The following is a 24,661-nucleotide window of genomic DNA, read 5'->3' as shown; positions in this document are numbered from 1 at the left end:
TTTAGGGTTTGGCTGGAATCAGAACCATCTGCGCCGGCACCGTGCGCAGGATCTGTTTTTCAATCTTCAGCTCAAAATCCGGATTGAGTTTCTTCACGCGCTTGCTCAGCAACGTCGCCAGCCATGGGTAATCCTGGGTGCGCGGCGCCTGAATGCTCACGGCACACTCATAATTCACCACATCGGCGGCGATCGCGTCGAGTTGCCGGCGAAGCTTGCGGCTATCGTTGATGTTCAGCGCCACCGTGGTGCTTTCGGCAGTCGGATCGATGACCTTGGCTTTCGGCTTGGCTTCGGCCGCCAGCAGCGCCGCTTCGGCTTTCTCCAGCTCGGCTTTGCGCGCTTCGGTGATGGCACCATTGACGCCACCGGTCAGCGCCGGGGCTTTCGGCATCAGGGCACGGGCACGGCTCAGCGCAGTGGCTGCGGCGTTCACATCGCCTTTCTGCAATACGATCTGGCTGCGGCGCAGGTAGGCCTCAGCCAACTGGCGCTGGTATTGCTCCAGGGACTGATCGTTGGGGGTTTGTGCCTGCAAGGCGGCCAGTTGGTCTTCGGCGGTGGCCAGTTCGCTGCTGGCCAGGCTTTGCTCCAGCTGTGCGATGGCCGTGGCCCGCGCGTCGGGGGCTTCGGCCACCGGCGGCGTGCTTTGGCAGGCGCCCAGCAGCACGGAAAATGCGACAAGGAGCAGATAACGGGAGGCGAACGGCTTCATTCCTGCGACTCTCTAATTGCGCAAAAAGCGAGCAAGTCTACACCCCTCGACGGGGCAGAACAAAACTCAGCAGAAACAGTGCGGCCGCCGTCACAACGATCGACGGCCCCGCCGGGGTGTCCTTGAACCATGACAACGCCAGCCCGCCACATACGGCGAGCATGCCCAGCAGGCTCGCGCCCACGGCCATCTGCTCCGGCGAGCGGGCGTGACGTTGTGCCGCAGCCGCCGGAATGATCAGCAGCGAAGTAATAAGCAACACACCGACGATTTTCATCGCCACCGCGATCACCACCGCAATCAACAGCATCAGCGCCATGCGCAGGCCCGCCACCGGCAGGCCTTCTACCCTGGCCAATTCCTCATGCACGGTGATCGCCAGCAGCGGCCGCCACAGCGTCACCAGCAACACCAGTACCGCCGCGCTGCCGCCGAGGATCCACGCCAGGTCAGTCGGGCTGATCGCCAGCAGGTCGCCGAACAGATAGGCCATCAGGTCGATCCGCACTTCATGCATGAAGCTTAGTACCACCAGCCCGAGAGAGAGCGTGCTCGGTGCGAGAATTCCCAAAAGCGTGTCGGAGGCCAGCGGCTGACGCTGTTGCAAGGTCACCAGCAGCACCGCCAGCAGCAGGCAGCCGACGGTCACCGCCACCGTCGGACTGACATCCAGCAGAAAGCCCAGGGCCACGCCGAGCAGTGCAGCGTGTGACAGGGTGTCGCCGAAATAGGCCATGCGCCGCCAGACCACGAACGAACCCAATGGCCCGGCCACCAGCGCCAGCGCCAGACCTGCAAGCAGGGCATACAACAGAAAATCAGCCATGCTTGCAGTGGTCTCCGTGAACGTGGGTGTGGCCCGCACCGGGCGCCTTGACCACCGAACCGTGCAGGTCATGGGCGTGGTCGTGATGGTGGTGATAGATCGCCAGGCTCGGCGCATTCTTGCCGAACAGCTCGACGAACGCCGGATCGCCGCTGACCTGCTCGGGATGCCCGGAGCAGCAGACGTGGCGATTCAGGCACACCACCTGATCGGTGGTGCTCATCACCAGATGTAAATCGTGGGACACCATCAGCACGCCGCAGCCGTGACGGTCACGCAGGCGGGTGATCAGGCTGTACAGCTCGGCCTGCCCGGCGACATCGACGCCCTGCACCGGCTCATCCAGCACCAACAGCTCCGGCTCGCGCAGCAGCGCCCGGGCCAGCAGCACGCGCTGCATTTCGCCACCGGAAACACTTTGCACCGGGCTGTCGATGACGTGTTCGGCGCCGACTTCCTTGAGCGCCGCCAATGCACGCGGACGGTCTACGCCGGGCACCAGGCGCAGGAAGCGCAGTACCGACAGCGGCAAGGTCGGATCGACGTGCAGCTTTTGCGGCATGTAGCCGACGCGCAGTTTTGGCTTGCGCCAGACGCTGCCGCTGTCCGGCTTCAACAGCCCGAGCACGGCCCGTACCAGGGTGGTCTTGCCGGCGCCGTTGGGGCCGATCAGGGTGACGATCTGCCCCGGTTCGACGCTCAGCTCGATGTTGTCCAGCACGGTCTGCCCGGCAAAAGTGACGGCAACCTGCTCAAGACGGATCAACGGGTTGCTCATCAAGCCCCCTGGCAACCGGAGCACAGGCCGACCACTTCGACGGTCTGTGCTTCGACGATGAACCCGACATCCTTGGCGCTATTGATGATCGCGTCGCTGATAGCTTTCTGTTCCAGCTCAATGGCGGCGTGGCAGTCGCGGCAGATCAGGAACTGGCCCTGATGCGCATGTTCCGGATGCACGCAACCGACAAAGGCGTTGAGCGAAGAAATGCGGTGCACCAGGCCATTTTCCAGGAGGAAATCCAGCGCGCGGTACACGGTCGGCGGCGCGGCGCGGCGGCCGTCCTGCTCGCTGAGCACCGCGAGAATGTCGTAGGCGCCCAGCGGCTTGTGGCTCTGCCACACCAGTTCCAGCACTCGCCGGCGCAACGCAGTCAGGCGCAGGCCTTTCTGGGCGCACAAGGTATCGGCCTCGGTCAGTGCGCTGTGCACGCAATGAGAGTGGTCGTGGGGACGGCTGGCAATCGGTGTAATAGGCATGGGCGGCGACGCGTTTTGATAGAGACGTTATTATGTTACCCGTTCTCGCCTCCTTGAGTGGTCATCGTGTCCCGACTTTTTTCTGTTTTTGTGGCGTTTATCGCCAGTTTTCTGCTGATCGGTTCGGCTCAGGCCGAGGTCAGGGTTCTCACCAGCATCAAACCGCTGCAGTTGATTGCGGCGGCCGTGCAGGACGGTGTGGCCATCCCCGAAGTGCTGCTGCCGCCGGGCGCGTCGCCGCACAACTACGCGCTGCGCCCATCCGACGTGCGCAAGGTGCAATCGGTGGATCTGCTGTACTGGATCGGCCCGGACATGGAAGGCTTCCTGCCGCGCGTGCTGAACGGTCGTACGCTGCCGAGCGTCGCCGTGCAGGACCTGCCGGGCATGAAGTTGCGCCGCTTTGCCGAAGACAGCCACTCCCACGCCGAAGATGCCGACGAGCATGATCACGATCATCGCCCGGGCACGCTGGACGCGCATTTGTGGCTATCGCCGGTCAATGCTCGGGTGATTGCCGACAGGATGGCGGTTGATTTGAGCGCTGCCGACCCAGCCAACGCCGAACGCTACCAGAGCAACGCCAAGGCCTTCGACGAGCGTCTTGATGCCCTCGATGCGCGCCTGAAAAAACGTCTGACCAGCGTTGAAGGCAAACCGTACTTCGTGTTCCACGAAGCGTTCGATTACTTCGAAGACGCTTACGGCCTGAAGCACACCGGGGTATTCAGTGTGGCAGCGGAAGTGCAGCCCGGCGCGCAGCATGTGGCGGCAATGCGCAAACGCCTGCAGGAAGTCGGCAAGACCTGTGTGTTCAGCGAACCGCCGCTGCGTCCACGTCTGGCGGAAACCCTGGTGGCGGGCCTGCCGGTGAAACTGGCGGAGCTGGATGCGTTGGGCGGCTATACACCGGCGACAGCTCAGGGGTATGAGCAGGTGCTGGAGAAGCTGGGCAACGATCTGGCCGGGTGCCTGGAATCGTTGTAACCCCACAAGACCTGTGGCGAGGGAGCTTGCTCCCGCTTGAGTGCGCAGCACTCACAAAAATCAGGCTGACTGCCAGAATTTTGGGGCCGCTTCGCAGCCCAGCGCGAGCAAGCTCGCTCGCCACAATTTAAAGCGCGAAAGGTAGCGGCGTATGCACCTGCTGCCGCTGCGCCAAGCGCTGCTCGAACTCCCGCGGATCGTGAATCAGCACGTCCTGCCCGGCAAACTGCTCGGCGGCGATCAACCGCGACAGCCAGAACCGCACACACGCCACGCGCAGCAGGGTCGGCCACAGCTCCGCTTCAGCGGCCGTGAACGGACGCAGCGCCGCATAGGCACCGAGGAATGCGCGGGCACGCGGCCCGTCAATCAAGCCATCCTCATCCGAACACCAGTCGTTCAAAGCAATCGCCACGTCATAGAGCATCGGTCCCGAGCAGGCGTTGTAGAAGTCAATCAACCCGGTCAGGTGCGTGCCTTCGAACATCGCGTTATCGCGGAACAGGTCTGCGTGAATGTTCGCCCGTGGCAGCGCGAGGATTCTGTCTTTCTGCGCCGTGATTTCCTCCAGCGCCTTGTGCAGCAGCGCACGCGGCTCGTCCGCCAGATGCGAAAGAAACTCCGTGCCCTCCTCCAGCATCCAGTCCAGGCCACGATCGGTCTTGCGCTTGATCATGCGCTCGCCCTGGGTCGCCAGGTGCAGATGCGCCTGCAACTCGCCGACCTGCGCGCAATGCTGGGCGTTGGCAACTTTGATGTGCTTGCCGGACAGGCGCGGCTGGAGCAATGCCGGTTTACCCTTCAGTTCACGCAGGGCCACGCCGTCAGTGGTACGCAGCGCGTAGGGCACCGGCAGATCAGCCTCGTGCAGCACGTCGAGCAGGTCGATGAAGAACGGCATTTCCTGCACCGGGCCGCGCTCGACCAGGGTCAGGACGAATTCGCCCTGCTCCAGGCTGATAAAGAAATTGGTGTTTTCGCTGCCGGCGGCGATCCCCTGGAAATCAAGCAGACGGCCGAGCCCGTAAGGGGCGAGAAAGGTTTCCAGCTCGGGCCGAGCCAGGGGGGTGAACACAGACATGGTTAAAAACTGCTCAGTTCGGGCGCCGCGATCAAGCGGCGCCGATTAAAAGTCGGGAATCTTACTTCCAGGTAAAGATTTCCCACGACGGAATCAGCATATCCGGCTGGTCGGAACGGATGTAGTTCACGTCCGAACCATCGGCGCGCACCAGAAAATACGGTTTGCCGCCCTTCGGCGTGACCTTGATCGCATACACGAAGCCACTGCGGCTGTATTCCTGAATGACCTTGTCGCCTTCGGTGTGCGTGTTAATGGTAACTTCCGGCTCCTTTGACGGCGCATCATCCGCCGCCATCGCGGCCAATGGTGAGGCCGCAATCAAACCGACCAGCAGCAAGCGATTTAACGTACGCATGATAACCTTGTCCCTTTGTCGTCAACGGTCCCGCTATTCTAGCGCCGGGCCCGCCGAAAAGGTTGATTCTGCTCATGAGCCAAGCCCCCCTCGTCCTGGTGGACGGTTCGTCTTACCTGTACCGCGCTTTCCACGCCCTGCCACCGCTGACCACCTCCAAAGGCCTGCCGACCGGCGCGGTCAAAGGTGTGCTGAACATGCTCAAGAGTCTGCGCAAGCAGTACCCGGACAGCCCGTTCGCCGTGGTCTTCGATGCCAAGGGCGGGACGTTTCGCGATGAGATGTACGCCGAATACAAGGCCAACCGCCCAAGCATGCCCGACGACATGCGGGTGCAGATCGAGCCGCTGCACCAGAGCGTGATCGCCCTCGGCTTCCCGCTGCTGTGCGTGGAAGGCGTCGAGGCTGACGACGTGATCGGCACCCTGGCACGCAGCAGCGCGGCGGCGGATCGTCCGGTGATCATCTCCACCGGCGACAAGGACATGGCGCAACTGGTCGATGGCCACATTACCTTGGTCAACACCATGTCCGGTAGCTCGATGGATGTGGAGGGCGTGAAGGAGAAATTCGGCGTCGCACCCGAGCAGATCATCGATTATCTGGCGCTGATGGGCGATTCTTCCGACAACATTCCGGGGGTTCCCGGCATCGGTCCAAAGACCGCCTCCGGCCTGCTGGTCGGCGTCAACGGCGGCCTGACCGAGCTGTACGCGAATCTCGACATCGTCCCGACCCTGCCGATTCGCGGCGCGAAAACCCTGCCGGCCAAGCTCGAAGAGCACAAGGAGATGGCTTTCCTCTCCTATCAACTGGCGACCATCAAAGTCGACGTGCCGCTGGACATCGGCCTCGATGACCTGCAGATGGGCGCGGAAGACCCGGCCAAGCTCTACGAGTTGTACACCCTGCTGGAATTCAAAAGCTGGATCAATGATCTGGATCGCGACGCCAAGCGCCAGGAACTGAGCGCTGCCGCGGAACCTGCGCCGGCTGGCGATCTGTTCAGCCCCCGCGCAGAAGAAGCCCCTGCTGCTCCGACCGAAGCAGCGTATGAAACCATCCTTGATCAGGCGCGTTTCGACGTCTGGCTGGAGAAACTGAACAACGCCAAGCTGTTCGCTTTCGACAGCGAAACCACCGGCATCGACGCGCAACAGGCGCAACTGGTCGGCCTTTCGTTCGCGGTGCAAGCCAACGAAGCCGCGTACATTCCGCTGACCCACTCCTACATCGGCGTGCCGGAGCAGCTGGATCGCGACACCGTGCTGCGTGCGTTGAAGCCGATCCTGGAAGACCCGAACAAACTCAAGGTCGGCCAGCACGCCAAGTTCGACATGAACATTCTGGCCAACTGCGCCATCGGCGGTGATCAGAACGAAGGCATCACCGTGCGCGGCATCGCTTTCGACACCATGCTTGAGTCCTACGTGCTCAACTCCACCGCCACCCGCCACGACATGGACAGCCTCGCGCAGAAGTACCTGGATCACACCACCGTGAGCTTCCAGGACATCGCTGGCAAAGGCGCCAAGCAGCTGACCTTCGACCAGATCGCTCTGGAGCAGGCCGGCCCGTACGCCGCCGAAGACGCCGACATTACCCTGCGCCTGCACCAGACCCTGTTTGAAAAACTCAGCGCGATCCCGAGCCTGGCCAGCGTGCTGACTGACATCGAGATTCCGCTGGTGCCGGTGCTGGCGCGCATCGAGCGTCAGGGCGCGTTCGTCGATGCCGAACTGCTCGGCATCCAGAGCATTGAGCTGGGCAACAAGATGGTCGCGCTGGAGCGAGAAGCCTTCGAAATTGCCGGTGAAGAATTCAACCTCGGCTCGCCAAAGCAGCTGGGCGTGATCCTCTACGAAAAGCTCGGACTGCCGGTGCTGAAGAAAACCGCCAAGGGCCAGCCATCGACCGCCGAGGAAGTGCTGGCGAAACTGGCCGAGGACGATCACCGCTTGCCAAAAGTGCTGATGGAACACCGTTCCATGAGCAAACTGAAAAGCACCTACACCGATCGCCTGCCGGAGCAGATCAACCCGCGCACCGGGCGTATCCATACCTCGTACCACCAGGCCGTGGCATCGACCGGGCGCTTGTCCTCCAGCGATCCGAACCTGCAGAACATTCCGGTGCGTACCGCTGAAGGCCGCCGCATCCGTCAGGCGTTCGTCGCGCCCAAAGGCTACAAACTGCTGGCAGCGGACTATTCGCAGATCGAACTGCGGATCATGGCCCACTTGTCCAAGGACGAAGGCCTGATGAATGCCTTCCGCAACAATCTGGACGTGCACACCGCAACCGCCGCTGAAGTATTCAAGGTCGAGCTGAGCGAAGTGACGTCCGACCAGCGCCGTGGCGCCAAGGCGATCAACTTCGGCCTGATCTACGGCATGGGCGCGCAGAAACTCGGCAAGGACATCGGCGTCGACACCAAGACCGCCAAGGCCTACATCGACACCTACTTCGCCCGTTATCCGGGTGTGCGCGAATACATGGAGCGCACCCGCAAGCAGGCCGCCGACCAAGGCTATGTAGAGACCTTCTTCGGTCGTCGTCTGTACCTGCCGGAAATCAACTCCAACAAGCCGCAGGAACGCGCTGCCGCCGAACGCACGGCGATCAACGCGCCGATGCAAGGCACCGCTGCCGACATCATCAAGAAAGCCATGGTGGCAGTGGATAACTGGCTGGCGTCTTCGGGGCTGGATGCCAAAGTCATCCTGCAGGTGCACGACGAACTGGTACTGGAGGTTCGCGAGGATCTGGTCGATCAGGTGAGTCAGGAAATCCGCCTGCACATGAGCGAAGCGGCGAAACTGGACGTGCCGTTGCTGGTGGAAGTTGGCGTCGGCAACAACTGGGATGAGGCGCACTGAGGCTCTGGCACGGGCGTTTGCCGCGACACACTGACGCGGCAAACGGCCGAAAAGCGCTTATTTCGAAACGCGCTTGCGGTTATTCCAAAGCTTTTTGAAAAAAATCTGAACTAATCTGACAACTCGCTACTCAGAGATACTGAATGGCTGGTGAAGCCCTTCGATGCTCCTATGTTGTGTTAAGTGTTGGCAGATATCTGAACCCCGCCCTAGCGGTTCGGAACTTGAACCCCGGAACTTCTCCCTCCCCATATGAAGTCCGGGGCTTTTTTTGCCTGCGATTTACTCAGCAGGCAATTCGGCACCTTTATCGGCCAGTTCCATCCAGCCTGCCAACACAGTGTAGGCCTCTTCCAGGCCCATGCGTTTTGGCGCCGAGAACAGCTGGATCGTCACCAGATCACCCCAGCCCTTGCGGATTTCCGCCTGCACCTTCAGCAGCGTGTTCTTGGCGGCGCCGTAGGTCAGCTTGTCGGCCTTGGTCAGCAGAATGTGCATCGGCATGCCGGCCGCAACGGCCCAGTCGAGCATCAACAGGTCGAAGTCGGTCATTGGATGACGGATGTCCATCATCAGAATCAAACCCTTCAAACTCTCGCGGCCACCGAGGTAAGCCTCGAGGTGACGCTGCCAGTGTTGCTTGAGCGGGATCGGTACTTTTGCATAACCGTAGCCCGGCAGGTCGACCAGACGCCGTTCATCGTCTAGCTTGAAGAAGTTCAACAGCTGTGTGCGACCCGGGGTTTTCGAGGTGCGCGCCAGACTGGCGTGAGTCAGGGTGTTCAGTGCGCTGGATTTACCGGCGTTGGAACGACCGGCGAACGCCACTTCGAAGCCTTCGTCGTCAGGGCATTGATCGACTTTGGCGGCACTGAGCATGAACGTGGACTGTTGGCACAGGCCGAGGATGGGATTCTTGAGTTGCATGGGATTTCCGATGTGGGCGGCGCCGGGATTGGGCGCGGAACGCGGTGTCGCTTCCGTTTCAGTGACGCCAGTATATAATGCCGCAGATTTTGTGTGTGCTTTGTCCCAGCGAAGGATGAAGTTCACGAGAGCCAAAGACCTTGATTGCGCATCAGAACGCAGAACGCTCTCAACCCTGAAAAGGTCGTTTTATGACGAAATGGCTGCTGGCTGCCGGAGTCCTGATACCGCTTTGCGGCGCACAGGCTACACAGGAACCGGAAGCCGTGTACAACCGTGTTTGTGGTGCCTGTCATTCCGGCCAACTACCCATGGCGCCCGAAAGAGGCGATCAGGCAGCTTGGACGCCGAGGTTGGCGAAAGGTATGGAGACGCTGGTGCAACACGTGACCCAGGGTTTCAAGGCGATGCCGCCGCGTGGTTTGTGCATGGACTGCAGTGCCGAGGATTACCAGGCCATCATCCTTTGGATGAGCGAGAGTAAACCCGGTCCATAACTCTTAACCCTTAGCCGTAGTTGGATTAGCTGATGAACAAATTGATCGTGAGTCTGCTGTTGACCGTGGGAATTTCAGGCTTCGCCCATGCTGCCGGTGATGCCGCCGCCGGCCAGGCGAAAGCTGCCGTCTGCGGAGCCTGCCATGGCCCTGACGGGAACAGCATGGCGCCAAACTTCCCGAAACTGGCCGGTCAGGGTGAACGCTACCTGACCAAGCAACTGCACGACATCAAGTCGGGCAAGCGCACCGTTCTGGAAATGACCGGCCTGCTGACCAACCTGAGCGACCAGGATCTGGCTGACATCGCAGCCTACTTCGCCAGCCAGAAAGGCAGCGTCGGCGCAGCCGATCCGAAGATCGTCGCTCGCGGTGAAGCTTTGTTCCGCGGCGGTAATCTGGCCAAGGGGCTGCCAGCCTGCACCGGTTGCCACTCGCCGAATGGCGCCGGCAACGCCGCCGCTGGCTTCCCGCATCTGGGTGGTCAACACGCTCAATACATCGCCAAGCAACTGACCGATTTCCGTAAGGAAGAAGGCGGCCGCAACAACGACGGCGACACCATGACGATGCAGACCATCGCCAAGCGCTTGAGCGACGAAGACATTGCCGCAGTCTCCAGCTACATCCAGGGCCTGCACTAACCGCCCTGAATCGAGCATTAACGGTGATGGACATCTCCTGCAACGTTAACGCTCGATTAATCCGTCGCAGCAAGTATAAAAAGGGTGGCTTTGGCCGCCCTTTTTTGTGGCCGCTGCCGTTACACTACAGAACTCATGCCCGCCAGGATCTGTCTGAAAACAGGTCGCGCGAGGCGACCAAAATTGTCCAGGAGTAAAGCATGCGTAATCTGATCATCAGCGCCGCTCTCGTCGCTGCCAGCCTGTTCGGCGTGACCGCCCAGGCCGCCGAAGCACCGGCCGCCCCTTATGTCGAGCTGGCCAACCCGGTACCGGTGGCAGAGCCTGGCAAGATCGAAGTGGTCGAGCTGTTCTGGTATGGCTGCCCGCACTGCTACGCGTTTGAGCCGGTGATCAATCCCTGGGTTGAAAAACTGCCGTCCGACGTCAACTTCGTACGCATTCCTGCCATGTTCGGCGGCCCGTGGGACGCTCACGGCCAAATGTTCCTGACCCTGGAAGCAATGGGCGTCGAGCACAAGGTTCACGCTGCGGTTTTCGAAGCAATCCAGAAACAACACAAGAAGCTGACCGACAAGAACGACATGGCTGACTTCCTCGCCACACAAGGCGTGGACAAGGACAAGTTCCTCGCCACCTTTGACTCGTTCGCGATCAAAGGTCAGATCGTCAAAGCGCGTGAGCTGGCCAAGAAGTATGAAATCACTGGCGTGCCAACCATGATCGTCAACGGCAAGTACCGCTTCGACATCGGCTCTGCCGGTGGTGCCGAGCAAGCCCTGAAACTGGCTGATCAACTGGTCGCCAAAGAGCGAGCGGCCAACAAGGCAGCCGCCAACTAAGCGCGGTAACCGCCATGCGCCGCTGGGGCACCGAACGCAGCGTTGGCCTGCATGATCCGCAGGTCAACGAGCATCACCTGGAGTCCACGGGCCTGCCCGCAGACCATCGTCTGCGCTTGCTCAGTTTCAATATCCAGGTCGGCATCAGCACCGAGCGCTATCGGCATTATCTGACCCGCAGCTGGCAGCACCTGCTACCGCACACCGGGCGCTCAGGCAATCTGCAGAAGATCGGTGACCTGCTTGGCGACTTCGATCTGGTCGCCCTGCAGGAAGCCGATGGCGGCAGTCTGCGCTCAGGCTACGTCAATCAAGTCGAACACCTGGCCCACCTCGGCGCCTTCCCCTACTGGTATCAACAACTCAATCGCAACCTCGGCCGACTGGCCCAGCACAGCAATGGCGTGCTCAGTCGCCTGAAGCCGTGGGCGATCGAAGATCATCCGCTGCCCGGCCCGAAAGGTCGCGGCGCGATCCTGCTGCGCTTCGGCGAAGGTCCGGAGGCGCTGGTGGTGGTGATGATGCATCTGGCGCTCGGCGCACGGGTGCGCAGCCTGCAACTGGCCTATATTCGTGACCTGATCAGTGGCTACAAGCACCAGATATTGATGGGCGACATGAACACCCATGCCAGTGATCTGCTACAACAGTCACCGTTACGCGATCTCGGCCTGCTGGCCCCGCAGATGCAAGCCACCTTTCCCAGTTGGCGGCCACAGCGATGCCTTGATCATATTTTGCTCAGCCCGACCCTGACCCTGGAAAAGGTCGAAGTGCTGGCCCAACCCATTTCCGATCACCTGCCGGTCGCGGTAGAGATTCGTCTGCCGGGTTCGCTCACGGCCGATGCATTGCCCGCGTTGAGTCCTGCCCCTCGCGGAACCCCTGAATGAGCGACGACGCCCAGCGCTGGAAAGAGAAGTACCTCAAAAGCATCGAACAACAGGACAAGCTCGAACGTCGCTGGGCCGCCCGGCTCGACTTGCTGCGCCGCGGTCTGGTGCGCAGCACGCTGGCCGCTGAAGGCACCGACAAGGTCGTTGATCAGTGCATGAAAGAGATGCGCGATGTGGTGCGCACCGACGACATGGACGCCGGCCTCGCCGCCCTGCTGCCGCGCCTGGAAAAAGCCGTGCTCGATTCCGAGCAACGTCGCGAAACCCGAATCGATCAGGTCAGCACCGCACTTACCGCGCTGGTCACCCAGCTACAAGCGCTGCCGCTGCCCCGGGAAGTCGCCCAGCCGCTGAAGAAATTCGCCAAGCAACTCGACAGCCGGGTCGGCCAGGCGCGGGAAATGCCGCTGCTGCTGAGCGAACTCAGTGGTTTGCAGGGCAAGGCGTTGAGCCAGCTGGAAACGCCGCCCGAGCCCGACCGCCCGGGCTTTTTGCAGCGCCTGTTTGGCAGCCGTGACAGTGAAGGGGTGCCAGAGTCTTCGGATCAGCCTCAGACGCCGACGCCGACGCCGGCCAACGCTGAACCTGCGCCTGAGCCGGTACCCGCGCCAACCGCAGCGGTCGAGCCGATTCCGGCAGCACCCGTCACCGTAGCGGCCATCGCGCAACCACCAGAGGCCGAGCTTAAGCAAACGCCAGCAGTGCAGCCCGCGGCCGAATCACCTGTGTTCGCGTTCGTGCCTCCGGTCATTGCTGCCGAGCCGATCAGCGAACCCGTTGCTGCACCTGCACTACCAGCGGCCGAACCTGAAGCCGAACGGCCGACCACCCCGATCACGGCGCCAGCACCTGCTGCCGCGTTCAACCCCGACGAGTTGATCCACCCGGGCGACATCCCGGCACCGTTGCTCCTCGATAGTCTGCCCCTACCCGAACCGATTGCCCAGGCTTTGGCCGCCATCGATCCGGAGCAACCCGAGCAGGACATTCTGTACGCCCTGCCCGATTCCCCGGAGCCGTCTTACAGTTCAGTGGCCAAACACATCGAAGACACGCTGATCGGGCTGCTCGACGACCTGACCTTGCCCGAGCGCCATCGCCCGCAGGCAGAGGCGATGCGCGACCGGTTGAAAAATGGCCTGAACTGGTACGAACTGCTGCCGATTCTCGACGATCTGGCGACGTTGATGCTGGCGATCACCGACAGCGGCCAGCACGAATTCGAAGCCTATCTGCAGCAACTCAACGAGCGCCTCGAAGCGTTCCAGAGCAACCTGCAGGCCGCCAGCGAAGGCCACGCCGACAACAGCTCGGCGGCGCGGGCGATGGACACGCAGATCCGCGAGCAGGTCGATGGTTTGCAGACCAGCATGCAGGAAGCGGCCGATCTGGATGACCTCAAGCAAGTGCTGGAGAACCATCTGGAAGGCCTGCTCGGCACCATGGATCAACACCAGAAACAACGCGATGCCCGCGAGCAGGAAGTGGCGGCACGCCTCAAGGGTCTGGCCGAGCGTGTGGCGCACATGGAGCAGGAAGCCCTGGGCTTTCGCGAACACCTGGAAGAACAGCGGCAGAAAGCCCTGATCGATCCGCTGACCGGCCTGCCCAACCGCGCCGCCTGGAGCGAACGCCTGGAACACGAGATCAAGCAGTGGCAGCAACACGGCAACACCTTGAGTCTGGCGATGCTCGACCTCGATCATTTCAAGCGCATCAACGACAACTACGGCCATCTGGCCGGCGACAAGGTGCTGAAGATCATCGCCACAGTGCTGCGCAAACGCCTGCGCGCAGCGGATTTCATTGCCCGTTTTGGTGGTGAGGAATTCGTTCTGCTGCTGCCGGCGACCACGCCTGCGGTGGGCGCCAAACTGCTGGAAAGCCTGCGCGCGGCAATCGAAGCCTGCCCGTTTCACTTCAAGGGCGAACGGGTGACGATCACCATTTCCATGGGCCTGGCGTCGTTCAAAACGGGAGAACACAGCGATCTGGTGCTCAAAAGAGCCGATCAGGCGCTTTACCGGGCGAAAAATGGCGGACGCAACCGGGTCGAGCTGGGCTGAGTAATTGTTCCATTTTGTTTAATTCAGCCCGCCGGCCGTCGAGACCCGAGGCATTACGTTACACTGTTGCATTACTGTCTTGCGTGTACTGCCTCTTGCCATGAAATTTTTTACCCTTCTCGCGTCGCTGCTCATTCTGGCCGGTTGTGCCAGCGGCCCGCGTTACGACACCAGCCATCCTTCGGCCAATCACGACAGCCGCGTGCAGTTCGTGATCGTGCATTACACCTCGGCGTCGCTCGCGCGTTCGCTGCAACTGCTGACCCACGGCGAAGTCAGCAGCCACTACCTGATCGGCGACGACAAGAGCGCCACCATCTACAAACTGATGGATGAAAACCAGCGCGCCTGGCACGCCGGGGAAAGCCAGTGGCAGGGCCGCACCTGGCTCAACTCCAGCTCGATCGGTATCGAGATCGTCAATCCGGGCTTCAAGGACACGCCGACCGGGCGCCTGTGGTTCCCTTATAGCGAAGCGCAGATTCAGTCGCTGATCGTTCTGCTCAAGGACATCAGCAAGCGCCAAGGCATCAGCCCGCGCCATATCATCGGTCACAGCGACATCGCGCCCCTGCGCAAACTCGACCCCGGCCCACTGTTCCCATGGAAACGCCTGGCCGCCGAAGGCCTGGGCGTATGGCCTAATGAACAAGCGGTGGCGCGGCAGCAGGTGCTGTTCAACGCCGAATTGCCGAGCATCAGCTGGTTCCAGGAACAACTGGCGCGCGTCGGTTACGACACCCCGCAAACCGGCGAGCTGGATGTAGCGACGCGCCATGTGCTCGCAGCGTTCCAGATGCATTTCCGCCCTTCCCGTTTCGACGGTATGCCGGACGCGCAAACAGCCGCGTTGTTGCTGGTACTCAATCAGACAAAATAATGACGCCCGCCCGACGGTCAGGGCGAAATCGCAATCAGCAGCTATAACTCATTGGTAATTCTTCGGATATTCCATGATGGTTGCTACCCGAGCGACGCTGCGTAGCTGGTTTTATCGCCCGTGGTTTTTGGCGATGATCGCGGCTGTCCTCAGTGCAAGCCTGCTGATCGCCGGCGGAATGTTCGTCGCCATGCGCCAGATCGAGCAGAACGAGAGTCAGGAGATGAACGCCCAGGGCGAGCGTTTTCTGGCCCGCCTTGAGCAGCTGTTCGGGCAATTGCGCGAAAGTCTCGACGACCTCCAGGCGCAGCCGTTGCGCAGTTGCGATGAGGAAATGATCGCCACCCTGCAACAGGTCACGTTCAACTATCGCTTCGTGTATGAAGCGGCCTACATGGACGGCTCGCGGATCTGCTCCAACCGCCCCCGGCAGGAGGGACTGTCGGTCGTCCGCGCGCCGGACATCAAGGGCCCGACTTACAGCTACTGGCTCAACACCACCACCGAACCCGATGAAAACCGCGCGGCGCTGATGCTCGGGCGCGGCAACTTCCGCGTGGCGACATCGCGCGGGCATTTGACCGACATGGTCGACCTGCCACCGGACAGCAGCCTGCTGGTGGTACTCGATCATGGAAGGCGAGCGATTCCGGTGCTCGGCACAGCCCAGACCTGGCCACCGAGCGAAGTCTGGCCACCGAAGAGCCGCGAGGCCCTGCAAGTCACCCAGTCACGGCTGATCTATCGCATGCCAACCAACAATCCGGAATACCAATTGGTGCTGATCACCCCGCGCAGTGGCATGCACATCCCGACCGTCTGGTGGTGGATGGTGCCGGCCTGCCTGCTGCTGGGGGCGTTTGCCGGTTTCTTCGTGTTTCTACTGGTGCGTCAGCGCCAGTCACTGGACGCCGAGCTGCAGGGTGCGATTCGGCGTGGCGAGCTGCAAGTCCTGTATCAACCAATCTTCGACCTCGACAGCCGCAATTGCGTGGGCGCCGAAGCCCTGCTGCGCTGGCGCCGCCCGGACGGCACCCTGACCAGCCCCGACCTGTTCATTCCATTGGCAGAAAACACCGGGCAGATACGGCAGATGACCGATTTCGTCCTGCAGCGGCTGCTGGAGCAATTGGGGCCGGTGCTACGCGCGAATCCGCAACTGTACATCTCGGTCAACCTTGCGGCGTGCGACGTGATGGTGCCGCGCATCGGTCAAGTCATGGCCAGGCTGTTGACCCTGCACCGGGTTGCGGCGCGGCAGATTGCCTTCGAAGTCACCGAGCGCGGGCTGATCGATGTGGTGGTGGCGCGGGAGAACCTGCAAGCCTTGCGCGATGTCGGCCATCAAGTGTTGATCGACGATTTCGGTACCGGTTATTGCAGCCTCGCCTATCTGCAGACGCTGCCGGTGGATTGCCTGAAAATCGACAAGGCCTTCATCGACGCACTCGGTCATGACGCGGCGAGCAGTGGCGTTGCTCCGCACATCATTCACATGGCGCAGGCACTGGATCTGAAGGTGATTGCCGAGGGCATCGAGCACGAAGCGCAAGCCGTGTTTCTCAGCAGCGAGGGGGTCAAGTTCGGTCAGGGCTGGCTTTTCGCCCAGGCCTTGAGTGCGGTGCAGTTCATTGAACTGATCACCCGTGGACGGCGCCTCGCCGGACGCCGGCTGGATGACGAAGCCTAGACCGCCAGCGCCATGTAGAACTGCGTGCCCTGTCCCGGCCGCGAATAGACGCCCATGCGCCCGCCATGCAACTGGACGATTTCCTTGCACAGCGCCAGGCCAAGGCCGGCGCCGCCCTTTTTGCGCCCGACCTGCACGAACGGTTCAAAAATCCGCCCCTGCTGCCCGTAGGCAATGCCTTCGCCGTTGTCCTCGACGCTGATGATGACCCGCTCGCCATGCCGACGCGCCTGCAAGCGAATCTGCCCGTCGCGGGCGGTATGGCGCAGGGCGTTATCGATCAAGTTATCCAGTACCCGGTCCAGTTGCGCCTGATCGGCTTGCAGGCGCGGCAACGGCCCCTGCACTTCGACGTTCAACGCAATGCCTTTGGCCGCCGCCGCAGCCGCGAAGCGCGATTGCGCCTGCGTCAGCAAATCTTCGATGGAGCACGGCGCCAGGGTGAGTTTCTGTAAACCGTTCTGATAACGCGAGAAATTGAGCAAGTCGTTGATCAACTGCATCAGGCGCTGCATCTCTTCGTTGACCGTGTCGAGCAGGTCCGCCTCGCGTGACTCCGGGGGAAACTTCGCCCGCTCGCGAAACAGCCCGAACGCCATGTGCATGCCGGTGACCGGCGTGCGCAGCTCATGGGAAGCACGCAGCACAAACTCGCTGCGTACGCGCTCGAAGGCGCGCTGCTCGGTGACGTCATGCAGCACCATCACCGCGCCAAGAATATGCCCCTGGGTGTGGCTGACCGGCGTCAGGCTGTAAGTCAGCAGACGTGATTCGCCATCGACCTCGATGCTCAAATCTTCCGGAGCACGCTCAAGGGTGCCGCCGCGCAACACCAGTTGCAGTTGTGCGTCGAGTTCCGGGCGCTCCAGCGCTGTGCCCAAGCCCTGACCGAGTCGATCACTGTCCCAGCCCAACTGGCGCTGGGCCACTGGATTGAGGTGCTCCAGATGCCCTTCGCGGTCAATCATCAGCAAGCCATCGTCGATACCGTCAAGCACCGCTTGCAAGCGTTGCTGACCGGCCAGCAGCTCGTCGACGTTGGTCGCCTGATGCTCGCGCAGCGCCTCGGCCATCAGCCCGAAGCGCTTGGTCAGCTGGTTCATTTCCATCGCCGAGGAAATCGGCAGCGTCACCTCGAAATTGCCTTGGCCGATGTTGTCCGCCGCTTGCGCCAGCGCCTCGATCGGCGCGCCGAAACGCCGGGCAATCGCATGCGCGGTGACAAAGCCGATGATCAGCACCGCCAGTCCCACCAACCCTAGCAGGCCGGAGACCAGCAGCGCCCTTTCCCGGGCGTCATGCTGCACGGCGTTGATGTTGTCCAGCGCATGCTTGTGCTCGGCAATCAAACCGTTGCGCAAGATGTTGAAGCGTTCTCTGAGGTCGCTGTTGCCGCTGAGCACATTGCCCGGATTACGCGACAGCTCGAACGCCTGGAGAAAACTCAGATAGTCGGCCTTGGCCTGGGTAAACCCGTACTGGCGGCCATCGCCGTCGGCCTCCTGCGAAATGCCTTCATCCAGCAATTGCAGGTAATGCTGCTTTGACGCTTCGAACGCGGCGGGATCGGGTTTTTCGGCCAGCATCAGCACCAACTGGTCGCCGAGGGTCTGACGCAACTTGAGCCCCAGGTCGAGGGTCACGAAGTTGCTGCGGATCGTTGCTTCCTGAGTACCGGCCATCTGCATCACGCTGACCAGCCCGAGCAACAGCCCGAGCAAGGCGACCGTGATCAGCGCAGAAATGCTCAGGAACAAGCGAGTGCGCAACTTCATCGCCAGCTTCATCGTCGGGCGCTCACAGGTTGTACTGCTTGCGCTTGCGATACAGGGTCGACGCGTCGATGCCCAGGGTTTTCGCCGCCTGATCCAGCGTGCCTGCCGTCGCCAGCACCGCGCCGATGTGGGCTTTTTCCAGTTCATCGAGGCTCAGCGCGGCGCCGACTCGAGGTGCGTTGTTCGCCGGCTGCTCGGCCATGCCGAGGTGGCTGATTTCCACGCGTTCCTGCGGGCAGATGATGCTCGCCCGCTCCACTACGTTGCGCAGCTCGCGGATATTGCCCGGCCAGCGATAACCCAGCAGCGCCTCTCGCGCTTCGTCACTGAAGCCTCGGGCCGGGCGTGCGTACTCTTTTACGAAGCGCGCGAGGAAGCGGTCGGCAAGGGTCAGGATGTCCTCGGCACGTTCGCGCAATGGCGGCAGATGCAGGGTGATCACGTTGAGGCGATACAACAGGTCTTCACGGAAGCGCCCGTCGCGCACCATGTCTTCAAGGTTGAGGTTGGTCGCGGCGAGAATGCGCACATCGGCGCGGCGAGTCACTGGGTCCCCTACCCGCTCGTATTCCTTGTCCTGAATGAAACGCAGCAACTTGGGTTGCAATGTAAGTGGAAAATCGCCGATCTCGTCGAGAAACAGCGTGCCGCCGTCCGCCTGATTGACCCGACCCAAAGTGCTCTCACTGGCGCCGGTAAACGCACCACGACTGTGGCCGAACAGCTCGCTTTCCATGAGCTCGGCGGTCAACGACGGGCAGTTGATGGTCACGCAGGATTTCTTCTCGCGCTTGCTCCAACCATGAATGGCCCGGGCCAGTTCCCCTTTACCCGTGCCGGATTCGCCAAGGATAAGAATGTTGGCGTCGGTACCGGCGACCTGCCGCGCAGTTTCCAGCACCACTTTCATCGCCGGGCTGTGAGAGTCGAGGCCGTCCTTGGGTTTGCGGATCTCGCCTTCGAGGGCTTCCAGACGCGCCGAGAGCTGGCGCACTTCCAGCTGCTTGGCGGTAGCCAGACGCAACTGGTCAGGGCTGCACGGTTTGACCAGATAGTCGGCGGCGCCCGCCTGGATCGCGTCCACCGCGGTATCGACCGCCGAATGCGCGGTGACAATCACCACCCGCATCCATGGCGCCTGAACGCGCATCTGCGCCAGTACATCGAGACCGTTGTCTTCACCCAGACGCAAATCAAGGAAGCACAGGTCGAATACCTGGCGTTGCAACAGTGCATCAGCCTGAGCCGCGCTGTTGGCGGTGGCCACCGTATAACCTTCGTCTTCGAGGCAGTAACGAAAGGTTCGCAGGATGGCGGACTCGTCGTCCACCAGCAGAATGCGGCCTTGATGCTCAGTGGCAGATTCCATTTTTCCTACGCTCCATAGTGATTGATCTTGGGTTAGTCCCGGAAAAATCGGGCAAGTTGCATGGTTGATTCTGAACGATGCGAGCCATGGGAGGGTAGCTCTCTCCTGCCTTGACGGCCAATCCGTTGATTTTGTTGAGTTTTTAAACAATCACCGATTTACAGAGGGTTCCCTGCGTACTTTTCTGACATCCGGGACGTGCTCTCAATTCCATAAGAATGAAATCTCCTACGAAATAATCATGCATTTCGCACGACCGTAGATGACCCATCGTGCAGGATGCGTCCGTCGCTGAATTCCACTCACTCACAAACCATTGATTTTATTGAATATTTTTCAAATAAAAAACTGGCATGCAGCCTGCAATAACTCATTCAGCCCGGGGCAGATTCCACTGCCCTAACCGAATAAGAGTGAGGAACCCAGGATGACTCGCCAACGTGCCGCCCAAGTGCGTATCTCGCCACTGCATATCCAGCAAGGCCTGTTTGGCGTACTTGCACTGTTGATCACCCTGATTGCCTGCCAACAATACCTGAGCTGGGAAAACAGCCAGAAGCCTGAGCCGCTGATCTCGATTCGACACAGCACGCAGACGCACTTCAGCGCCGTCAGCAGCAGTCAGGCCGAAAGCGCCTCGATGGGCATGATGGATGTCGATCAGCCACAGCCGCTGGATCAACTGCCACGTGAAGAGCGCTGGGTTTTCTGACGAACCGAAGAATTCAGGCGCATCGCGCCGGAACACGCAATATCCCTAAATAGAGAAGTAAGGAGAATCACCATGTTGAGCTGGGCAATTACATTCTTGATCATTGCCATCATCGCCGCCGTACTGGGCTTCGGTGGTATCGCGGGCACCGCCACGGGTATCGCCAAGATTCTCTTTGTCGTGTTCCTGGTGATGTTCATCGCTTCCTTCTTCTTTGGCCGTCGCGGCCGAGGTTAACGATGATTGCTTTGAAGACACTGGCAGCCGCCCTGCTTATGGGCGGTAGTGCCATGGCGATGGCGGCCAATGATGGCCAGGCGCGGGTCAACGAGCTGCTCAGCTCCGACCCGCAATACCGCGAAACCTGGCAAGGCGTTGTGAAGCACGAAGAACGCCTGCCGGAATGGGTGATGAACCTGTCCGGCACGCCAGACCAGCAGATGAATGCCGTGACTGAAGACGGCGACAAGTACCTGGTCGGCCCGCTCTGTGAATCCGCAGACAAGTGCCTCAACCATCGCTTGATCGTGGCTTTCAGCTTCGACAAGAAAGACGCGTACGCCATGCTCGTCGATGTTCCCGAGGGACTGCCGGCCGACAAGTCGCCAACGCGACATGCCACCTACCGCTTCCTCGGCAAACCGGATGAGGGTATGCAGAACCTGTTGATGGAAACGCTGAAGAAAGACCCGAAGTGGTATTGATTCGAACATGAGGGCAGCGCCCCGCTGCCCTTTATTGCGCCTACCCGAGGAAGGCCGGCGCATGACCAAGGGGCCGGGACGTTCTGACTGTTGCAGGGTCGGAGTGACCTACGGGTACAGGGAGTGCCTGCGCGAGGGCCGGGTCAGGGTAAAAGCTGCGACGCAGGTTCGCCGACCCTCAGTGGTTCGACGGACTTGCGCTGAGCTTTATCCGATGCAAAAACATTGATCCAGAGCGTCCTGCTCATCTTTTTATGCCTCACACTGCGCGCGAAAACATTACGCGGTGTTTCCTGGCGACCGTATATCGAGAAAGAGTCCCTTTAAACAGTGGGACATCTAGTCTGCAAACGTAGGCTTTTTCTTAAGATTTCCGTCGAAATTTCTCGTTTAAAAAATAACCAATCTACGCTGCAATGGCCGGTTCACGGCACTTATGCCGGCTGAAATGTCGTAATCGAACCGGTTGGGACGCCAGTTTCAATTAAAAAAGCTCATGCCGATTCGGCATAGGGTAGGCGTTTACGGCATTAGACGGCGCAACCTTGCATCGGAATAGTTGCGCCTTTTTTCGCCTGCCGAAGAGCCGTAAATACGCGCTTCGGGGCACCTTATACGGAGGCAGATGCACAGACTTTTCCGCTGACAGAGCGTTCCAGTTCCTGCATGTGCCTGAGTCAAACGCAAGTAAGGGTAAAGATAATGAAGAAGGCAAAACTCAGCCTCGCCTGGCAGATCCTCATCGGTCTGGTTTTAGGGATTGCAATTGGTGCGTTGCTCAACCACTTCAGTGCCGAAAAAGCCTGGTGGATCAGCAACGTCCTGCAACCGGCAGGCGATATCTTTATCCGTCTGATCAAGATGATCGTGATCCCGATCGTCATCTCCTCCCTGATCGTCGGCATTGCCGGCGTGGGCGACGCCAAGAAACTCGGGCGTATCGGTCTGAAGACCATCATCTACTTCGAAATCGTCACCACCATCGCGATCATCGTCGGCCTGCTGCTGGCCAATCTGTTCCACCCGGGCGCCGGCATCGACATGAGCACCCTGGGCACGGTGGATATCTCCAAGTACCAGGCGACCGCCGCCGAAGTGCAGCATGAACACGCGTTCATCGAGACCATCCTCAACCTGATCCCGTCGAACATCTTCGCGGCCATGGCCCGTGGCGAAATGCTGCCGATCATCTTCTTCTCCGTGCTGTTCGGTCTCGGTCTGTCGAGCCTGCAGTCGGACCTGCGCGAGCCGCTGGTGAAGATGTTCCAGGGCGTCTCGGAAAGCATGTTCAAAGTCACCCACATGATCATGAACTACGCGCCGATCGGCGTGTTCGCCCTGATCGCGGTGACCGTGGCCAACTTCGGTTTCGCCTCGCTGCTGCCGCTGGCCAAACTGGTGATCCTGGTTTACGTCGCCATCGCCTTCTTCGCCTTCGTGGTGCTGGGCCTGATCGCCAAGCTGTTCGGCTTCTCGGTGATCAAGCTGATGCGCATCTTCAAGGATGAGCTGGTCCTGGCTTACTCCACCGCCTCCTCGGAAACCGTGCTGCCACGGGTGATCGAGAAGATGGAAGCCTACGGCGCACCGAAAGCCATCTGCAGCTTCGTGGTACCGACCGGCTATTCGTTCAACCTCGACGGTTCGACCCTGTACCAGTCGATTGCCGCGATCTTCATTGCCCAGTTGTACGGCATCGATCTGTCGATCAGCCAGCAATTGCTGCTGGTGCTGACCCTGATGGTCACCTCCAAAGGCATCGCCGGCGTACCGGGCGTGTCCTTCGTGGTGCTGCTGGCGACGCTGGGCAGTGTCGGTATCCCGCTGGAAGGCCTGGCGTTCATCGCCGGTGTCGACCGCATCATGGACATGGCGCGTACCGCACTGAACGTGATCGGCAACGCCCTGGCAGTGCTGGTTATCGCGCGTTGGGAAGGCATGTACGACGACGCCAAGGGCGAGCGCTACTGGAACTCCCTGCCGCACTGGCGCAGCAAGGAAAAACTGCCGGCTGGCGGGATTTCCAAGAACTGACGCTCAACCTGTAGGAGTGAGCCTGCTCGCGATGAGGGCCGTATATTCAACATCTCTGTTGTTTGATACACCGCAATCGCGAGCAGGCTCACTCCTACATTGGACCGAGTAGGCCAGACAAACCCCGGAGCAATCCGGGGTTTGTCGTTTCTGGCGACCCCGCTATCATTCGCCGCATCTTCCGGGGGATTTGACTGATGCTTAATGGCCTGTGGCTTGGCTTCTTCGTCGTGGCAGCGATATCTGCGCTGGTGCAGTGGCTGGTCGGTGGCAACGCCGGGATTTTCGCGGCGATGGTGGAAAGCATTTTCGCCATGGCCAAACTCTCGGTCGAGGTCATGGTGCTGCTGTTCGGCACGCTGACCCTGTGGCTGGGCTTTCTGCGCATCGCCGAGAAGGCCGGGATCGTCGAATGGCTGGCCAAGGTGCTCGGGCCGCTGTTTCTGCGGCTGATGCCGGAAGTCCCGGCCGGGCACCCGGCGCTCGGTCTGATTACCCTGAACTTCGCCGCCAACGGCCTGGGCCTGGACAACGCCGCCACGCCGATCGGCCTCAAGGCGATGAAGGCGCTGCAGGAGCTCAACCCCAGCGCGACCATCGCCAGCAACGCGCAGATCCTGTTCCTGGTGCTCAACGCCTCGTCGCTGACCCTGTTGCCGGTGACAATCTTCATGTACCGCGCCCAGCAAGGCGCACCAGATCCGACCCTGGTGTTTCTGCCGATCCTGTTGGCGACCAGTTGCTCGACCATCGTCGGCTTCCTTTCGGTGGCGTTCATGCAGCGCCTGCGCATCTGGGACCCGGTGGTGCTGGCCTATCTGATTCCCGGCGCACTGATCCTCGGCGGCTTCATGGCGCTGCTGGCGACGATGTCGGCCACGGCGCTGGCCGGGCTGTCGTCGATCCTTGGCAACCTGACGCTGTTCGGCCTGATCATGCTGTTCCTGGTGATCGGCGCGTTACGCAAGGTCAAGGTTTACGAAGCGTTCGTCGAGGGCGCGAAGGAGGGCTTCGACGTCGCCAAGAACCTGCTGCCGTATCTGGTGGCGATGCTCTGCGCGATTGGCGTGCTGCGTGCCTCGGGCGCGCTGGACTTTGGTCTGGATGGCATTCGGCATCTGGTGCAGTGGGCCGGGTGGGATACGCGTTTTGTCGATGCGTTGCCGACGGCGATGGTCAAACCGTTTTCCGGCAGCGCCGCACGGGCGATGCTGATCGAGACCATGAAGACCTCCGGCGTCGACAGCTTCCCGTCACTGGTGGCGGCGACGATTCAGGGCAGTACCGAGACCACGTTCTATGTGCTGGCAGTGTATTTCGGTGCGGTGGGGATTCAGCGCGCAAGGCACGCCGTTGGATGCGCGCTGCTGGCTGAATTGGCCGGCGTACTCGGCGCCATCGGCGTCTGCTACTGGTTCTTCGGTTAACCACGAATCCCCATTGTGGGAGCGGGCTTGCTCGCGAAAGCGGCGGGTCAGTCGACCTGTATATTGACTGACACACCGCCTTCGCGAGCAAG

The 24,661-nt window shown here is 60.9% G+C and carries 23 protein-coding genes; 14 read left to right on the top strand and 9 right to left on the bottom strand.

The genetic code is table 11. The annotated features are described in order from the left end of the window. Position 1 precedes the first annotated feature (1 nt). Genes E4T63_RS00335 through E4T63_RS00320 form a run of 4 tightly spaced genes read right to left on the bottom strand, consistent with a single transcriptional unit; the run spans position 2 to position 2,801 of the window. Positions 2-715, bottom strand: coding sequence for a PA5502 family lipoprotein (locus tag E4T63_RS00335; RefSeq protein ID WP_103367997.1), 714 nt, complete (start codon positions 713-715; stop codon positions 2-4). Between the two features lie 37 nt (positions 716-752). Beyond that, a complete protein-coding gene (gene znuB / locus E4T63_RS00330) occupies positions 753-1,541 on the bottom strand; it encodes a zinc ABC transporter permease subunit ZnuB (protein WP_007962763.1) in 789 nt (262 codons plus the stop codon). Then, complete coding sequence (gene znuC, locus E4T63_RS00325; protein ID WP_027610233.1) at positions 1,534-2,319, bottom strand: zinc ABC transporter ATP-binding protein ZnuC; 786 nt, start codon at positions 2,317-2,319, stop codon at positions 1,534-1,536. Before znuC ends, znuB begins: the two co-directional genes overlap by 8 nt. Then, entirely contained in the window at positions 2,319-2,801 is a 483-nt protein-coding gene (locus E4T63_RS00320) for a Fur family transcriptional regulator (RefSeq protein WP_003220319.1), read from the bottom strand. The genes znuC and E4T63_RS00320 overlap by 1 nt, the downstream gene beginning before the upstream one ends. 66 nt (positions 2,802-2,867) lie before the next feature. Between E4T63_RS00320 and E4T63_RS00315 the strand changes: the two genes are divergently transcribed. Beyond that, the gene (locus tag E4T63_RS00315; RefSeq protein ID WP_135294664.1) at positions 2,868-3,788 is read left to right on the top strand and encodes a zinc ABC transporter substrate-binding protein; all 921 of its coding nucleotides are present in this window, start codon (positions 2,868-2,870) and stop codon (positions 3,786-3,788) included. A 127-nt stretch (positions 3,789-3,915) separates the two neighbouring features. On the opposite strand, the gene E4T63_RS00310 is transcribed toward E4T63_RS00315, so the two are convergent. Both E4T63_RS00310 and E4T63_RS00305 read right to left on the bottom strand, forming a co-directional pair. Beyond that, positions 3,916-4,869: a homoserine kinase gene (locus E4T63_RS00310; RefSeq protein WP_115988526.1), complete on the bottom strand. Its 954-nt coding sequence runs from the start codon at positions 4,867-4,869 to the stop codon at positions 3,916-3,918. Between the two features lie 61 nt (positions 4,870-4,930). After that, positions 4,931-5,227 (bottom strand): DUF2782 domain-containing protein, encoded by a 297-nt coding sequence (locus E4T63_RS00305; RefSeq protein WP_007962757.1) that lies wholly within the window; start codon positions 5,225-5,227, stop codon positions 4,931-4,933. A 74-nt stretch (positions 5,228-5,301) separates the two neighbouring features. Here E4T63_RS00305 and polA point away from each other — a divergent pair, with 74 nt between their 5' ends. Continuing rightward, positions 5,302-8,106, top strand: a complete 2,805-nt coding sequence (gene polA / locus E4T63_RS00300) for a DNA polymerase I (RefSeq protein WP_135294663.1) — start codon at positions 5,302-5,304, stop codon at positions 8,104-8,106. A gap of 282 nt (positions 8,107-8,388) precedes the next feature. On the opposite strand, the gene yihA is transcribed toward polA, so the two are convergent. Then, complete coding sequence (gene yihA / locus E4T63_RS00295) at positions 8,389-9,033, bottom strand: ribosome biogenesis GTP-binding protein YihA/YsxC (RefSeq protein WP_027610238.1); 645 nt, start codon at positions 9,031-9,033, stop codon at positions 8,389-8,391. A gap of 191 nt (positions 9,034-9,224) precedes the next feature. Here yihA and E4T63_RS00290 point away from each other — a divergent pair, with 191 nt between their 5' ends. The 7 genes from E4T63_RS00290 to E4T63_RS00260 all read left to right on the top strand — a co-directional run bounded on the left by E4T63_RS00290 (position 9,225) and on the right by E4T63_RS00260 (position 16,548). Beyond that, positions 9,225-9,530 (top strand): c-type cytochrome, encoded by a 306-nt coding sequence (locus E4T63_RS00290; RefSeq protein WP_041073683.1) that lies wholly within the window; start codon positions 9,225-9,227, stop codon positions 9,528-9,530. 32 nt (positions 9,531-9,562) lie between these two features. Next, complete coding sequence (locus E4T63_RS00285; RefSeq protein WP_016986443.1) at positions 9,563-10,174, top strand: c-type cytochrome; 612 nt, start codon at positions 9,563-9,565, stop codon at positions 10,172-10,174. 200 nt (positions 10,175-10,374) lie between these two features. Continuing rightward, positions 10,375-11,016, top strand: a complete 642-nt coding sequence (locus E4T63_RS00280) for a thiol:disulfide interchange protein DsbA/DsbL (protein ID WP_027610241.1) — start codon at positions 10,375-10,377, stop codon at positions 11,014-11,016. 14 nt (positions 11,017-11,030) lie between these two features. Beyond that, the gene (locus E4T63_RS00275; protein WP_027610242.1) at positions 11,031-11,909 is read left to right on the top strand and encodes an endonuclease/exonuclease/phosphatase family protein; all 879 of its coding nucleotides are present in this window, start codon (positions 11,031-11,033) and stop codon (positions 11,907-11,909) included. After that, entirely contained in the window at positions 11,906-13,978 is a 2,073-nt protein-coding gene (locus E4T63_RS00270; protein WP_098966466.1) for a GGDEF domain-containing protein, read from the top strand. The genes E4T63_RS00275 and E4T63_RS00270 overlap by 4 nt, the downstream gene beginning before the upstream one ends. A gap of 100 nt (positions 13,979-14,078) precedes the next feature. Further along, positions 14,079-14,858, top strand: coding sequence for an N-acetylmuramoyl-L-alanine amidase (locus tag E4T63_RS00265; protein ID WP_098966464.1), 780 nt, complete (start codon positions 14,079-14,081; stop codon positions 14,856-14,858). A gap of 76 nt (positions 14,859-14,934) precedes the next feature. Then, entirely contained in the window at positions 14,935-16,548 is a 1,614-nt protein-coding gene (locus E4T63_RS00260; RefSeq protein ID WP_372241213.1) for an EAL domain-containing protein, read from the top strand. Here E4T63_RS00260 and E4T63_RS00255 read toward each other — a convergent pair. Then, a complete protein-coding gene (locus tag E4T63_RS00255; protein ID WP_098966460.1) occupies positions 16,545-18,335 on the bottom strand; it encodes a KinB sensor domain-containing domain in 1,791 nt (596 codons plus the stop codon). The genes E4T63_RS00260 and E4T63_RS00255 overlap by 4 nt on opposite strands. A gap of 10 nt (positions 18,336-18,345) precedes the next feature. Continuing rightward, a complete protein-coding gene (gene algB, locus E4T63_RS00250; RefSeq protein ID WP_027610247.1) occupies positions 18,346-19,692 on the bottom strand; it encodes a sigma-54-dependent response regulator transcription factor AlgB in 1,347 nt (448 codons plus the stop codon). A 427-nt stretch (positions 19,693-20,119) separates the two neighbouring features. Here algB and E4T63_RS00245 point away from each other — a divergent pair, with 427 nt between their 5' ends. The 5 genes from E4T63_RS00245 (at position 20,120) to E4T63_RS00225 (ending at position 24,569) form a co-directional block, all read left to right on the top strand. Further along, complete coding sequence (locus tag E4T63_RS00245) at positions 20,120-20,404, top strand: hypothetical protein (protein ID WP_135294662.1); 285 nt, start codon at positions 20,120-20,122, stop codon at positions 20,402-20,404. Between the two features lie 72 nt (positions 20,405-20,476). Further along, on the top strand, positions 20,477-20,641 hold the full coding sequence (locus E4T63_RS00240; RefSeq protein WP_003177151.1) for a DUF1328 domain-containing protein: 165 nt from the start codon (positions 20,477-20,479) through the stop codon (positions 20,639-20,641). Positions 20,642-20,643: 2 nt separating this feature from the next. Further along, on the top strand, positions 20,644-21,108 hold the full coding sequence (locus E4T63_RS00235; protein ID WP_096797612.1) for an inhibitor of vertebrate lysozyme family protein: 465 nt from the start codon (positions 20,644-20,646) through the stop codon (positions 21,106-21,108). 702 nt (positions 21,109-21,810) lie between these two features. Further along, the gene (gene gltP / locus E4T63_RS00230) at positions 21,811-23,142 is read left to right on the top strand and encodes a glutamate/aspartate:proton symporter GltP (protein ID WP_135294661.1); all 1,332 of its coding nucleotides are present in this window, start codon (positions 21,811-21,813) and stop codon (positions 23,140-23,142) included. Positions 23,143-23,339: 197 nt separating this feature from the next. Then, positions 23,340-24,569, top strand: a complete 1,230-nt coding sequence (locus E4T63_RS00225) for a nucleoside recognition domain-containing protein (RefSeq protein WP_025112290.1) — start codon at positions 23,340-23,342, stop codon at positions 24,567-24,569. The last annotated feature ends 92 nt before the right edge of the window (positions 24,570-24,661 follow it).

Source organism: Pseudomonas fluorescens, assembly GCF_004683905.1.
GTDB classification, from domain to species: Bacteria; Pseudomonadota; Gammaproteobacteria; order Pseudomonadales; family Pseudomonadaceae; genus Aquipseudomonas; species Aquipseudomonas putida_A.
Note: the sequence above shows the minus strand (reverse complement) of the source record. Positions and strands in the feature narration are given on the sequence as shown.

Excerpts from the sequence above, each read along its gene's own strand:
- E4T63_RS00225 (WP_025112290.1), top strand. The coding sequence starts at position 23,340 with ATGCTTAATGGCCTGTGGCTTGGCTTCTTCGTCGTGGCAGCGATATCT.
- E4T63_RS00235 (WP_096797612.1), top strand. The coding sequence starts at position 20,644 with ATGATTGCTTTGAAGACACTGGCAGCCGCCCTGCTTATGGGCGGTAGT.
- E4T63_RS00310 (WP_115988526.1), bottom strand. The coding sequence starts at position 4,869 with ATGTCTGTGTTCACCCCCCTGGCTCGGCCCGAGCTGGAAACCTTTCTC.
- E4T63_RS00260 (WP_372241213.1), top strand. The coding sequence starts at position 14,935 with ATGGTTGCTACCCGAGCGACGCTGCGTAGCTGGTTTTATCGCCCGTGG.
- E4T63_RS00275 (WP_027610242.1), top strand. The coding sequence starts at position 11,031 with ATGCGCCGCTGGGGCACCGAACGCAGCGTTGGCCTGCATGATCCGCAG.
- E4T63_RS00265 (WP_098966464.1), top strand. The coding sequence starts at position 14,079 with ATGAAATTTTTTACCCTTCTCGCGTCGCTGCTCATTCTGGCCGGTTGT.
- gltP (WP_135294661.1), top strand. The coding sequence starts at position 21,811 with ATGAAGAAGGCAAAACTCAGCCTCGCCTGGCAGATCCTCATCGGTCTG.
- E4T63_RS00255 (WP_098966460.1), bottom strand. The coding sequence starts at position 18,335 with ATGAAGCTGGCGATGAAGTTGCGCACTCGCTTGTTCCTGAGCATTTCT.
- polA (WP_135294663.1), top strand. The coding sequence starts at position 5,302 with ATGAGCCAAGCCCCCCTCGTCCTGGTGGACGGTTCGTCTTACCTGTAC.
- E4T63_RS00290 (WP_041073683.1), top strand. The coding sequence starts at position 9,225 with ATGACGAAATGGCTGCTGGCTGCCGGAGTCCTGATACCGCTTTGCGGC.
- yihA (WP_027610238.1), bottom strand. The coding sequence starts at position 9,033 with ATGCAACTCAAGAATCCCATCCTCGGCCTGTGCCAACAGTCCACGTTC.
- E4T63_RS00320 (WP_003220319.1), bottom strand. The coding sequence starts at position 2,801 with ATGCCTATTACACCGATTGCCAGCCGTCCCCACGACCACTCTCATTGC.
- E4T63_RS00280 (WP_027610241.1), top strand. The coding sequence starts at position 10,375 with ATGCGTAATCTGATCATCAGCGCCGCTCTCGTCGCTGCCAGCCTGTTC.
- E4T63_RS00305 (WP_007962757.1), bottom strand. The coding sequence starts at position 5,227 with ATGCGTACGTTAAATCGCTTGCTGCTGGTCGGTTTGATTGCGGCCTCA.
- znuB (WP_007962763.1), bottom strand. The coding sequence starts at position 1,541 with ATGGCTGATTTTCTGTTGTATGCCCTGCTTGCAGGTCTGGCGCTGGCG.
- E4T63_RS00285 (WP_016986443.1), top strand. The coding sequence starts at position 9,563 with ATGAACAAATTGATCGTGAGTCTGCTGTTGACCGTGGGAATTTCAGGC.
- E4T63_RS00335 (WP_103367997.1), bottom strand. The coding sequence starts at position 715 with ATGAAGCCGTTCGCCTCCCGTTATCTGCTCCTTGTCGCATTTTCCGTG.
- E4T63_RS00270 (WP_098966466.1), top strand. The coding sequence starts at position 11,906 with ATGAGCGACGACGCCCAGCGCTGGAAAGAGAAGTACCTCAAAAGCATC.
- E4T63_RS00245 (WP_135294662.1), top strand. The coding sequence starts at position 20,120 with ATGACTCGCCAACGTGCCGCCCAAGTGCGTATCTCGCCACTGCATATC.
- algB (WP_027610247.1), bottom strand. The coding sequence starts at position 19,692 with ATGGAATCTGCCACTGAGCATCAAGGCCGCATTCTGCTGGTGGACGAC.
- E4T63_RS00240 (WP_003177151.1), top strand. The coding sequence starts at position 20,477 with ATGTTGAGCTGGGCAATTACATTCTTGATCATTGCCATCATCGCCGCC.
- znuC (WP_027610233.1), bottom strand. The coding sequence starts at position 2,319 with ATGAGCAACCCGTTGATCCGTCTTGAGCAGGTTGCCGTCACTTTTGCC.